At 57.0% G+C, this 12,764-nt stretch carries 8 protein-coding genes; 5 read left to right on the forward strand and 3 right to left on the reverse strand.

The window, feature by feature from the left end:
* Positions 1 to 63: 63 nt before the first annotated feature.
* A complete protein-coding gene (locus NJU76_RS21315; RefSeq protein WP_254533807.1) occupies positions 64 to 3,264 on the forward strand; it encodes a bacterio-opsin activator domain-containing protein in 3,201 nt (1,066 codons plus the stop codon).
* Positions 3,265 to 3,548: 284 nt separating this feature from the next.
* Here the strand turns inward: NJU76_RS21315 and prs are convergent, their stop codons facing one another.
* On the reverse strand, positions 3,549 to 4,367 hold the full coding sequence (prs, locus tag NJU76_RS21320; RefSeq protein WP_254533808.1) for a ribose-phosphate diphosphokinase: 819 nt from the start codon (positions 4,365 to 4,367) through the stop codon (positions 3,549 to 3,551).
* A 191-nt stretch (positions 4,368 to 4,558) separates the two neighbouring features.
* Here prs and NJU76_RS21325 point away from each other — a divergent pair, with 191 nt between their 5' ends.
* The gene (locus NJU76_RS21325) at positions 4,559 to 5,200 is read left to right on the forward strand and encodes a dienelactone hydrolase family protein (RefSeq protein ID WP_254533809.1); all 642 of its coding nucleotides are present in this window, start codon (positions 4,559 to 4,561) and stop codon (positions 5,198 to 5,200) included.
* Between the two features lie 369 nt (positions 5,201 to 5,569).
* Positions 5,570 to 6,586: a TSUP family transporter gene (locus NJU76_RS21330; protein ID WP_254533810.1), complete on the forward strand. Its 1,017-nt coding sequence runs from the start codon at positions 5,570 to 5,572 to the stop codon at positions 6,584 to 6,586.
* Between the two features lie 5 nt (positions 6,587 to 6,591).
* On the opposite strand, the gene NJU76_RS21335 is transcribed toward NJU76_RS21330, so the two are convergent.
* A complete protein-coding gene (locus tag NJU76_RS21335; RefSeq protein ID WP_254533811.1) occupies positions 6,592 to 7,197 on the reverse strand; it encodes an HdeD family acid-resistance protein in 606 nt (201 codons plus the stop codon).
* A gap of 166 nt (positions 7,198 to 7,363) precedes the next feature.
* Positions 7,364 to 8,005, reverse strand: a complete 642-nt coding sequence (locus NJU76_RS21340) for a phosphoribosyltransferase (protein WP_254533812.1) — start codon at positions 8,003 to 8,005, stop codon at positions 7,364 to 7,366.
* A gap of 1,120 nt (positions 8,006 to 9,125) precedes the next feature.
* Between NJU76_RS21340 and NJU76_RS21345 the strand changes: the two genes are divergently transcribed.
* Positions 9,126 to 10,097: an IS1595 family transposase gene (locus NJU76_RS21345; RefSeq protein WP_254533813.1), complete on the forward strand. Its 972-nt coding sequence runs from the start codon at positions 9,126 to 9,128 to the stop codon at positions 10,095 to 10,097.
* 1,146 nt (positions 10,098 to 11,243) lie between these two features.
* On the forward strand, positions 11,244 to 12,698 hold the full coding sequence (locus NJU76_RS21350; protein ID WP_254533814.1) for an orc1/cdc6 family replication initiation protein: 1,455 nt from the start codon (positions 11,244 to 11,246) through the stop codon (positions 12,696 to 12,698).
* The last annotated feature ends 66 nt before the right edge of the window (positions 12,699 to 12,764 follow it).

Raw genomic sequence — 12,764 nt, forward strand, 5'->3', positions numbered from 1 at the left:
TTGATCGTTTCGAGACGTACGACCGTGTATGTAAATACAGCTCGAGCGCTAGAGTCTACAACGATGTCGTGGACTAGTTGGTGGAAAGTAAATCAGAACGCGAGCATCCAGTTGAGCTGGGTCGTTCTCGGAAGCGCGTTCGCAGCACACACCGGCATATTGACTGCCTTTTTCGGTTGGATTGGAACCGCAGGAAATCCCTCATCCGTCGCGAGCACTCACCTCCCGATTGTGTTGGCAATCGGCTTCGCAGGGCTCGTCAGAAGTGAGGACACGGGATCCGCGATCGCCCGGTTGACGAACGAAATTGAACGAGCGCGGTCGGGCACTGGCCGCGGGAACTTCACGACCGACCGGACCGACGAAATCGGTGCGTTGTACGAAGCGGTCGACGGACTTGTGAGTGCGTTCGGCGACTGTGTGGCACCCTACGACGAAGACACCGAGCACACCGAGGACTGTCTGAACTCCGAGTCAGGCATTCTCTACTCGTTCGACGAGGAGGGAAACCTCCTGCAGTGGACAGAAGGGCTCTCGAGCCTGTCGGGGTATTCGGAGGCGGACCTCAGCTCGATGACGGCGTTCGACTTCTTCGACGAGGCCGATCTGCCGTCCGTTGTCAATGCGGTCGAGAGAGCGCGCGAAACCGGACGGGCCAGCGTCGACGTCGAGGTCGTGACCCGGGACGACGAACACGTCCGCACTGCACTCACAGCGGTTAAAATCGGCACCACGGGCGAATACCAAATAGTGGCGGAACTCGACCGACACGACGGCGATCGTGAGCGTCTCGAACGTGAACTACGCACCGAAAAGGAACACTTCCGCGTGGCGCTCGAGAACTCACCGCTGATCGCGTTTAGATTGGACACCGACCTCCGCTACACGTGGGTCTGCAATCCGCACCCGGATTTCCGACCCGAAGACGCGCTCGGGAAACGCGACGACGAGTTGTTACCGACCGAACAAGCCGAGAAAATAATGGCCCCAAAACGTGCCGTGTTAGAGACGGGAAAGGGGATCCGCGAGGAAGTGTCGTACGAGCTACCAAGCGGGCGAGTCTCGTACGAACTGACGGTCGAACCGCTGCGTGACGATTCCGGAACGATCGTAGGATTGACCTGCTCCTCGCTGGACATCACCGGACGAAAGGAGCGCGAACGTGAACTCAAGCGGACGAGCGATCTCTTTCGGCGGACCCAACGCATCGCGGGGGTGGGCGGCTGGGAGCTCGATCTCGATACCGATCCCCCGTACGAGGTCACGATGACGGACGAAGTGTACCGAATCCACGAGGTTCCAGTCGGAGAGCCGTTTGATCTGGAGAAGGGCATCGAGTTCTACCACCCCGACGATCGACCTCGAATCCGCGCTGCGATCGAACGCGCTATTGAAACGGGTGAACGGTACGAACTCGAAGCACGGCTAATCACGGCCGAAGATAACGAGCGGTGGGTGACCGTGGCGGGCGAAGGGATCGAGCGGAACGGTGAGATCGTGTCGCTCCAGGGCACGTTCCAGGACGTGACCGAACAAAAAGAACGCGAGTTCGCGCTCAGTTCCCTTCACGAGACCGCCCGCGAGTTACTCAACACCGAGACGGCGTCGGACGTCGCCGACGTGGTCGTCGGGACTACCGAGGACGTTCTCGACGTCGACGGCGTCGGCGTGTATTACCTCACCGATACGAACGAGTTCGAACCGATCGCGTCCACCGACGGGTTCGATGCCCGCTCCGAGGACCCGCCGACCGTCTCGGTGGGGGATACTGACTCCCCTATCTGGAACACGTTCGCCACGGAAACGCACACCGTGTTCGAGGACGACGGGACGTACGAACGCTCGCTGCCGTTCGACGAGGATGTCACCGGCGGGTTACTCGTCCCAATCGGCGACTACGGCGTCTTCGTCGCGCTCGCACCACCATCGACGATCGACCACGAGACCCGGCGACTGGTGGAGACGATCGCCGCGACGACCGAAGCCGCGTTCGACCGCCTCGAGAGTCAAAGGACCCTCCGGGAGCGAGACGCGGAACTCGAAGCGCGAAACCGTCGTCTCAAACGACAGATCCAGATCACCGAGATCATTCGAAGCATCGATCAGTCGCTCATCGGCGCAACTACGCACGAGGAAATCGAGCTGTCGGTCTGTCAACAGCTCGTCGAAACTGACGATATCGGCTTCGCGTGGATCGGCAATCTGAACCCCACCGAGAGCACCCTTCAGCCACGCGCCTGGGCCGGCGGGAAAGAAGAGTATCTGGACATCGCCCCGCTCGAAGCGGATCTGGCGTCACCTGAACCGTCGGTCATTACGGCGCGGACCGACCGATCGACAGTCGTTTCGAACATCCTCGACGATCTGAAAACAGAATCCTGGCGCAAGAGTGCTCTCGCGTACGGCTTCTCGTCTTGCCTCTACGTGCCGATCACGTTCGACGAATACTCCTACGGCGTCCTCTCCGTGTACGCCGACGAGCCGGGCGTTTTCGACCGACTCGAGCGAACGGTGTTCGAGGAGCTGGGTGAGGGCATCGCGAACTCGATAACGACCGTCAAGACCCGTCAGGCACTGCACGCGGATACGCTCCTCGAACTCACGCTCCGGTTCAACGACCCGGAGACGTTCCTCGCACGAGTCGCTCGCAAAACAGGCGACCAAATCGATTACGAGGGACTCACGACCCGTTCGGCCGACGAGACACGCCTGTTCTTTTCGACGAGTGGCGGGAATTCCGATTCCGTCAGCCAGGTCCTCGAGGACCTCGTTTCCGTCAGAAGTTACAAGCTCATCGATGAATCGAGCGGTCGATGTCTCTTCGAAGCGACGGTCGCGGGCGACCACATCGCATCAAGACTCGTCCGTCACGGCGCGAATCCACGGTCGATTCGCGCGACTCCGACCGGACTCGAAGTCGTCGTCGATGTGTCACCGACGATCAACGTCAGGGAGTTTGTCGGAATGCTGGACGAGCGATACTCGAGCGTCGAACTCGTCGCCCGGCGCGACGTCAGGCGGTCGATGCACACGAGAGAAGAACTGGTTGCATCCCTGTTCGAGGAGTTGACCGACAGGCAGCTCGAGGCGCTCGAGACCGCCTACTACGCCGGGTTCTTCGATTGGCCGCGGAAGAGTACGGGCGAGGACATCGCCGACATGCTCGGAGTCGCCCAACCGACCGTGAATCGCCACCTCCGGTTCGGACAGCAACGACTCCTCACGCAGTTGTTCGAACCCGACGAACACCCGGCCGTTCGATAAGTCGTCGAGGTCTAGGTCATCGCCGCTCTGCGAACGACGTCGGCCATCCGAGCCCCCTCCCGTCACGACGATGGTCTGGAATCTGACCTGGTCGAGAACGAGCATTTCGGACGATAACGCCTCGGAGATCGGCGCGGTTGCGAGAGCGTACGGTTCGCCGGTCCAGTTCGATCGAGTCACAACAAATCGACCAATACTCCCGCGCACGTCCCATCGCGATTGTACACACACCTCGGGCCCTCATCCCGGTTATCGACGATTCCAGACAACCGATCCGTTCGATCTCACTCGAGTGCCGTCCGGACGAGGGGTTCGATAGAGACGTTCGCCGCGTCTGACGCGATCGAATTCGTCAGGTAGAGTCCGTCGTAGGTGTCACGAACGCGTTGAATTCCGTCGTCGAGTACGCCGTGTACCGCCGCGGCGACGACCGTGTCTGCTCCCTGGCGGGTGAGCCGATCGTAGGCCGCGACCATCGTCCCACCGGTCTCGATGAGGTCGTCGAACACCAGCACGTTCCGGCCCTCAACGTCGAGTTCGCCCTCGAGTTCGACCTCGTAGGCGCCACTTCGCGTCTTCTCGAAGCCAGGAATACCGAATCGGTCGACCGCACCGAGATCCGGCCCAACGACAACGAAGTCGTCGAGGTCCTCGTTGACCCGCTCCTGAACGAGTGGGAACGCGTGCAAGTGGGTTACCGGAAACGACGCGACCCAATCCCGATGACTGAAGTGGGGATCGACCGCGTACACCTGTCGAACGGGATACTGAGTAACCTGCTTCAAGAGAGTTCGGGCGTAGTTGAGCGTCCCGGGATAGAACGACTCGTCTTGCATACCGTAGGGAACGTAGGTGAAACAGAGCGTGAGAAGGACGTCGTGTTCCGTGAGGAGTTCGAGCAATCCGGACAGGTACGCCAGTCCCCGGTTCGGATGCGGTTGTCCCGAGTGAACGACGAGCGCGGAGTCGATGTCATCGACGGACTCGACTTGCACGTACACTTCGCCGTCGGGGAACAGTCGAGACTCGTTCTGTGGATGGGAATCGAGTTGTACAGCATCGAACTCGAGATGTTCCGCGGGAGGTGTGACGATGATGTCCATGCGAGTTAACTGTGGATGCCCGTTCGGTGCCGAGTTGCAAGTTCCTTTTCGTGATCACGCGAGCCGTATCGCGTCCACCCGAATGGTGTGTCTCCATCGTCCTGGATACGCGTTTCGCCCTTCTCCCCTCTTCTCGTCCGGTCCACTCTGCCCCCTCCAGTTTCAATAGCGTAGCCGGTGAACGAACAGTGATGGGAGCAAACGATAATTCGATCGTCACGGTCACCGTCGGCGATGTCGATCTCGAGGGAGAGTTGCTCGTCCCGGAAGGTGCAACCGGACTCGTCCTGTTCGCCCACGGGAGCGGCAGCAGCAGGCACAGCCCGCGAAACAACTTCGTCGCCGAACGGGTTCGAGCGCGCGGCGTCGGGACGCTGCTGTTCGACCTGCTCACCGAAGCCGAGGACGAGACGTACGAAACGCGGTTCGACATCTCCCTGCTGACCGATCGGCTCGTCGGCGCGACGAAATGGGTCCGCCAACGCGACGATACCGCCGATCTGAATATCGGCTACTTCGGCTCGAGTACTGGCTCGGCGGCCGCGCTCCGCGGCGCGGCACGGCCTGAAACGGATATCGCGGCCGTCGTCTCGCGAGGAGGGCGCGTCGACATGGCCGAAGACGTCCTCGGGCAGGTGACGGCGCCGACGCTGTTTATCGTCGGCGGAAACGACCATCCGGTCCTCGAGTGGAACGAGGAAGCGTACGACATGCTGGCGGGGGAAAAGTCCCTCAAGGTCATCGAAGGCGCAACGCACCTCTTCGAAGAACCAGGCGCGCTGGAGTCCGTTGCAGATCACGCAGGCGAGTGGTTCGCCGAGGAGCTGCGCTGAACGACCGGCGCGACCTCGTGTTCCGTCCCCATCTCGATTGTAGAGCCCTGAATCATCGAGTGTCGTTCTCGGATCGACAGCCATCTGAGATGGAATCTCTGATGACCGCTGTGCCCGTATCACACAAACGTATTTTCTTCACTTCAACGTCAAGTATTTATTTCAACGAGCCCCGAAGAACCGGGTGATAACAGCACGTCCCGGGACTCTTGCCCGTTCGAAAGACGTTCCTCAGAACAGGATTACGTCTGACCGCCGATTCATGGTTCCTGAACCGGTGGAATGAGTTCCAGATAGCTGGAATCGCTGTCTTCGGGCCCAGATATTCAGAATCTGACACGGAAATACCAGCCCCTTTCGACGAGAAACGTGGACTATCAGATCGAAGACGCGGATACGGGACCACAGGCCGAGCAGATCCCCCCAGAGGCACCACCTCGGCAAATCGGTGTCGAAGCGGAAGCACTGGACCGGAAACAAACCGCTGCCGAGCGGATGCGGCTCCCGAGGCAGGCATGGCGACGGCTCGTGTTACTCGGCGTCGTCTACGTCACTGTGATCGCCTCCTTGCTGATCGTTTTCGACGGTGGAACGAGACAGAACCCGTTCGTTCCACTCGTCGTCCTCATCGCGTTCGTCCTCGAGACGACCGACTCCGCGGCGGGGATGGGTTTCGGTACGGGACTTGCGCCGCTCCTGTTCGTCCTTGGATACGAACCGCTTCAGATCGTCCCCGTGCTGCTCGTCTCCGAGATGCTGACGGGGTTGATCGCCGGTGCGGTTCATCAGAACGTCGAAAACGTCGCGTTCTCCGTTAGACCGTTAAACGAGGAGTCGAAACTCCTCCTCTTGCTCGTCGGTGTCGGTTCGGTCGCCACGCTCGGATCAGTCGTACTCACATACGTCGCTCTCGAGCTTTCCGAAGCTGCGATCGAGACGTACGTTTCGGTCCTCGTTCTGGTAATGGGAGTCGTCGGAGTCTCGCGTGCAAAATTGCGGACGCGGATCGAGTATAAACCTCGGCGACTCGTTGCCTTTGCACTGCTGGCTGGCGTGAACAAGGGAATCGGTGGCGGTGGGTACGGTCCCGTCATCACGTTGGGGCAGATCCTCTCCGGTGTCTACGAAAAGAGCGCCGTTGCGATCACGACACTCGCCGAGGGTATCGTTTCGATTACCGGCGTAGTCACGTTCCTCCTTCTGTTCCACTATGGAGTCCCCGTCGATTTCCGACTTCTTCCGTCGATCTTCGCCGGCGGGTTTCTCGCGGCGATTGTCGCCCCTTACGCGGTTCGGGTCGTCCCGAACGCGATCTGGCGGTACGTCATCCCGATCTACGCGTTCGGTATCGGCCTGATAGGACTATCGCTTGGATTAGAGGTGTGAGGCCGTTACGAGACGCCATCTTCACGCAACGGTGTCCGCGCGACCGACCGACCGCCGATAGCGACTAGTATCAACGCACCCCCAGTAGTGATTAGCCCGATTCCGAAGAGTGTAGAGAGTAGCCTCGGAGAATCATCAGGCCAACTGACCCAGATGAATACCGCCAGTACCAGCGAAAAACCGCCGCTCACGACCGGCCAGATCCAATGTTTCTCGCCACGGATCCGAAATCCAAGCGCGATTTCTACGATACCCGCGGTCAGAAAGTACGAGAGGAGGACCACCGTTAGCGCGAGTACCGCAACTAGCGGATCCAACACGATCGCGACGCCACCGAGCACGTAGACCGCCGAAAGCACCACGTGCCACAGAAGTCCGGTCCACCGCGTTTCTGTACGGACGTGGCTGGCGTGGGCGAGTCCGCCGACGATCAATAACGTACCCAGGATGAGCGATAAGGGAATATCGGTAATCAATGGAAGAACCATCCCGAGCAATCCCAGGCAAGATAGCACGAGCCCGGTACGCAGAAGTGCTCGCCAGTTTTCGTGAATCGTACTCCGTGTCGCTTGCGCTGCGACCGTGTCGGTCGCGTCTGGAGTTCCGGTCATGGATCACGTCTCCACGGTCTCAGTCTCGATTTTCCCAACAGTCGTTCTCGTACGGTCACTACTGAGCCAAGCCCTCCCGGATACTTGTTCGGGTCCCCTTCCAACTCGAGTCGACGGTTCGTGCCGGACTGGAGCGTGCTTGTCGTCAGTTCACCACCACGATTCGTTACGCTGGCTCAAATTCGTCGCTGTTCAGATACTGCATCGCTTCCGCGTCCGATACCTGTCCGAACGACCGGTAGAACTGACCAACAGCACTGAACCAGGCCGGCGTCTCGACGCAGACGACGGCATCGGTTTCGTCCCGAAGCCGTTCGATCGCTTCCGGTGGCCCGACGGGAACCGCGAGCGTGACGTGTGACGCACCGGCGTTGTGTACGCGTCGAAGACAGCCTCGAGTCGTGGCCCCAGTCGCCACTCCGTCGTCGACAACGAGTACTCGTTTTCCCTCGAGATCGATCGGATCCCGACCCGCCCGATACTGATCTGCTTTCTCCCTCGCAGCCCTCGCAACTTCCTCTTGCTGCGTTTCCACGTACTTATCGTCGACGGCAAGTTGATCGATGATCTCTTCGTTGAGCCAGATGGAGCCGTCGCTCGCGACCGAACCGATCGCCAATTCGGGATTTCCCGGCGCGCCGATTTTCTTCGCTACCACGACGTCCAGTGGAGCGCCAACTTCGTCCGCGACGATTCTGCCGAGGGGGAGACCGCCTCTGGGAATCGCAAGGACGACGTCGGCTTCGATGTCTCGACTGGAGACAGCCGCCGCGAGTTGTTCTCCTGCGTCGGTTCTGTCGTCGAACATAGTCATCTCCCCGGTCGTGCGCCCCGAGAGGATTCAGGCGCATTTTCTCGAGTGTAGTACTCTCCAGCAGAGAGGGATCGGTTCGACCCCGAGCGCCGGCACGAATCGCTATCGTTGGTCCTCATGGAAGCACCAGTTGTCATTCCACTCGCATCCACAAAATACGATCCCTCAGTCGAACGGTGTGCGGTCCCTCCGTAGAGGGCTACCCGACCCAAACCACTGATACCTAGTCAGTCTATCCGACACGAGTCGTTTCGTCCGGTTCTACAAAAGAAAGTTATTGGTTAGACTTATTAGTTAGGCTAACTGAATGAGTCAGGAGCTGGTCTATAATCGGCATCTCGGACGAGAGCATCGAAGTAGACGTTTCACTACATCAGGCGAGACGACGAGACTGGTTTACCGGCCGACGCGCCTCGAACGCTACTACAAGTAACAGGCTTTTAACACTGTTATGTCGTGTATCACCTCGAGGATGGTGCTTCGATGGACACCCCTCTATCGAAGTGTTACAACGATCAATGTGTTCATCATTCGTCCGATACCGAATGTAACGAACTGAAATGTAATCGGAGACACTACTGAACGAATTGTGAACATGACGAGTGGAAAGAAGGTGGAATTCAAAGAACGAGATCGAGAGCTGTCACTACAGTCGGTATGGCATTCGAGCGCAACCAAATACTGGTATCCGATTGTTTACCTCGTAATTCCACGGTGCGTGGTACGACAGGCGACACGAAAGAGGAAGAACGATCGATATCCCCAGATTTGCCCGTGGATCTGTCCCTCGACCTGTTGGACACCCCTCTATCGAAGTGTTTTACTGCGTGAATCCCACATATACAGAATGAGCACATCGATAGGGGTGTGGAGAAGGCTCCGGGAACGTCACTTCCTCTCAGTCTACGAAACCGTATCCAGCCCGACAACACAACAGTGCTCTGAGAGCAATGATACGTCGAGAAATCCTACCGTTCCTTCACGACGGAGCATCGCTGACTCACAGTATTTCGAGAGGGAATTGTGACAGGCGGTACAACGGAGACGAGTTCGCTCTTATGTAGAGCTGGGGAATGCCCCACGGTTACACTGTGATGGCTGATCTCAAGAGAATATGTCTCAGCCAGCATTCGGGAAGATGCTGCAACAGCTCGTTGATCTTGGAGTGGTTGAACTGCAGACGAAGCCGCTCGATGATCAAATCGAGCGGCGACTCAAGAAATTCTGGGAGCAGGCTCCGTGTCCAGAATGCGGTGATCCAAGCATCCAAACGTGGCCGTCATCGAATCGTGTTATCTGCCGAAGCTGTGGGTTCAAGCCGGTTTGCACCTACGGAACACCGTTTCACGAGAAGCACCTCACCACTGGAGAGGTGCTTCTCGCATTCATCCTCTATGCCGACACGCTGTTGAGTATCTCGAAAATTGCGACACTGCTCGATCGAGCGTACAAGACCGTCTACTACGCCATTCGAGAGGTCGAAGCCGCGGTTCAGCGAGGCTTCCCGGTCGACTGGAACCAGTTCCAGCAGGAAATCGACGGACCGGTACAAATCGATGAATCCAGCAGCGTCTGTTCAGGATACAAAGGCCAAGACCCGCCGCGGAACAGCCGTCACCGCGGCGGGTCGTCTCGATCAGGACGCTCGCGCTGGCGTGGACGACACGGCGACCAGATAACGCTCGTCGCGGCGTGCCGCGACGTGCTACGGGTTGTTCACGGCCAGCTTGGCATCAGTTACGAAACAGACCTTGATCCAGTAATACAGGAGGCTGAAGACCTCTCCCAGCCGCTGGGAGAGGTCTGGACTGATGGTCTCCAAGCGTATCGGCAGATGGAGTACACTCACCAGATCGTTGTGCACGACGAGACGTACGTCTCGCCTGACGGTGTCCATATTAACCAGGTTGAGTGCCTCTTTTCACTCATCAAACCGTGGCTACGGAAGTTCCGCGGCCTGTCCAAGCACGGCTTGGAGCAGGCCGCTCACACATTTGGAATCATCCGTTCATTGAATCTCGCTGGCGCATCCCTCGTAAGCGTCATCGACTGCCTTGCTATGGGGGCATTCCCCAGCTCTACATAAGAGCGGACGAGTTTAACCAACAACTTCCGTGAGACGAGAAGTGTTGGTTAAACCGCTGGCATTCGCTTTCAAATATCTATCTGTTGTCATAGTTGGAGGAGAAATAGCTAGCAAGTGAGTAGCAAGAAAAAAGAAAACGGAATGAAAAATCTGGAAGCCATAATAGCCGGAAAAGCAACGGAAGGAAACTGCCAGAGACGACCCGTCGTTGGAAGAAACAGATACCATGAAACCTAGAGAAAAACATGGTGAAACCCGGAGAAAAACATGACGTGAACTGGACGAAGACACCCCTCTATCGAAGTGTTTGTCGTATCGACGTGAAAGACCGATCGAGATGCGGTGGACCTGACCTCCCAGTCGAAACAAGGCGCTGAGAGCGTTCTAACGTATCGACCGTGCAGTGAAAGAGGACGTATTTCTCGAGGACACCCACACCCCTCTATCGATGTGTTTTCCGGAAGACGATGAGGGGGTGATGAGCAGAACGAGATTGTAGGTAATACTATACTGAAATCGGTAATCAGACATTCGGATATAATACAGCAAATATAATCCAAACATAGAGGTTAGCGAGTGAAGGAATCGCCGAAAAGAGATCGATTGCCTTTCTTTCTTTTTCTTTTCATCTAGCTAGACTAGATAGAACACCCACACCCCTCTATCGAAGTGTTCGATGTGTTCCTCTCCGTCCATATTTGTCGTCTTGGAGGTGTCATATTCCCCTTTTCTCACTACAATTTCATCTTTATATCGTTCACCCAGTCGAAGTGTATTATTCACACGATCAAGGCGTACAATCAATCAATCGTCCATTCGCGTCCCAAAATATAGTAACTCTTCTTTGTCTCTGTTCAACTGGCACTCTCACACACCAGAGCGAACACTTCGATGAGGACCGAAACACATCGATAGAGGGGTGTCTGTCCTTCCATATTATCGCCCATCGAACGGGCTGTTACGTTCCCTTGCGTAGGCTGCATGTCCCTTGAGTAGCCAGTATTTCTGCAGACGTCTCATCAGCTAGTAGTTTCTGTGATCTATCGCTCTGATCGTTCGAATATCGACTATTGGCAGTCTCACTCGGTGAAACACACATCGATAGAGGTGGGAACACTTTTGGTTCCGCCCTGTATGCACCACTGTATGGGTACAGACGACTTCGAAAATCCTCGAGAGAACACGGGGAAATCGAAGGATGGGCCAACCGAAGATGGTACTCCCTCATCGGACTCTTCTGAGCGACCGGAATCTCTCTCTTCGAGCGAATCGGAAGCGGCCGATGATTCGCAATCGATCGAGGATGATTCGCAATCGATCGAGGATATGTTACTGGAGTTCGATCAGCAAGAAGGACTCATTCGCGACCGGTCACTGCTCGATCCGAATCATATCGTTGAAGAAGATAGAATCGTCGGTCGGGACAGTCAACTCCAGGAAGTGACCAAAATGCTTCGAGTTGCACTCGGCGACAATCGACCGCCGAATCTCTTTCTCTACGGTCCGTCGGGAACCGGAAAGTCGCTCATCACGAAAGCTGTCTGTAAGAATATCAGTGAAATCTGCGAAACACGAGATATCCGATTTGGGACAATCGAAGTGAATTGCCAGGATCTTGATACACTTGGTGTCGCTATTTACGAACTGGCAAATTGTGCTGCTGACGAGGCGCAAGTCGAAGTCGAGGTTCCGAAACACGGCGTCGCAACCAAGGAAAAATGGGACGAACTCTATCGTATCGTCAACGAAAATTTCGATTCCGCGGTCTTCGTCCTCGACGAACTCGATATGCTCGTTGGTCGCCGAGACAAGCAAGAGCCGGCGTTCTCACGGCTTCTCTATCAACTGTCGCGAGCGGGTGCCAACAACGAACTCACTGCACACATATCCGTCGTTGCAATCTCCAACGATACGAAAATGATGGAATCCGTGGGCAGCCGTGCCCTGAGTTCGTTCACGCCTGAAGACGTTCACTTCGACGATTACGACGCTAATCAGCTACAGTCGATTCTCAGACGGCGCCAAGACGCGTTCTTCGAAAACGTTCTCGATGAAGACGTGATTCCGTTGGCAGCAGCATTCGCGGCCCAGACACACGGTGATGCGCGGAAAGCGATCGATCTCATGCGCGTTGCAGGTGAACTCGCAGAACGGGAAGGAGACGACAACGTACGCGAAGTCCACGTCCGTCAGGCCCAGGACAAAGTCGAAAAGAACCGTGTCCTCGAGGTCGTTCGTGGTATCAGCACACAGAAGAAACTGTGTCTCTACGCGACTGCGGCTGTCGCCGCCGAGACGGCCAACGAAGCTGCTCGCAGTACGACCGGGTACCGTGTCTACCAGTTCCTCACGGACGCGATCGACGCCGAGCAGTATCACCAGGAGACGTACGTGAACAAGATGAAGGAAATGACGACGTACTCGCTGGTTGATTTCGAGCGGCGGAGCCACGGGCCGAGTTCCGGGATGTTCCTCGAGTTTCAGTTCGGCGAACGACCTGAGACGATCCTCGAGACGCTGCGCGAGGATTCGCGGATCAACGTCGTCTCCCCGGGCGAGGTCTCGAGTGTGGTAAAGGCACAGATTCGGGACGAAACGTAACCCGCGTGGAATCATGCGACGTGACATACGCTTCGACAGTCAATCCTCCGCATCATGCGTCAACGA

This window comes from Natrinema gelatinilyticum (assembly GCF_024266705.1).
GTDB classification, from domain to species: domain Archaea; phylum Halobacteriota; class Halobacteria; order Halobacteriales; family Natrialbaceae; genus Natrinema; species Natrinema gelatinilyticum.

Excerpts from the sequence above, each read along its gene's own strand:
- NJU76_RS21340 (WP_254533812.1), bottom strand. The coding sequence starts at position 8,005 with ATGTTCGACGACAGAACCGACGCAGGAGAACAACTCGCGGCGGCTGTC.
- prs (WP_254533808.1), bottom strand. The coding sequence starts at position 4,367 with ATGGACATCATCGTCACACCTCCCGCGGAACATCTCGAGTTCGATGCT.
- NJU76_RS21335 (WP_254533811.1), bottom strand. The coding sequence starts at position 7,197 with ATGACCGGAACTCCAGACGCGACCGACACGGTCGCAGCGCAAGCGACA.
- NJU76_RS21315 (WP_254533807.1), top strand. The coding sequence starts at position 64 with ATGTCGTGGACTAGTTGGTGGAAAGTAAATCAGAACGCGAGCATCCAG.
- NJU76_RS21350 (WP_254533814.1), top strand. The coding sequence starts at position 11,244 with ATGGGTACAGACGACTTCGAAAATCCTCGAGAGAACACGGGGAAATCG.
- NJU76_RS21345 (WP_254533813.1), top strand. The coding sequence starts at position 9,126 with ATGTCTCAGCCAGCATTCGGGAAGATGCTGCAACAGCTCGTTGATCTT.
- NJU76_RS21325 (WP_254533809.1), top strand. The coding sequence starts at position 4,559 with ATGGGAGCAAACGATAATTCGATCGTCACGGTCACCGTCGGCGATGTC.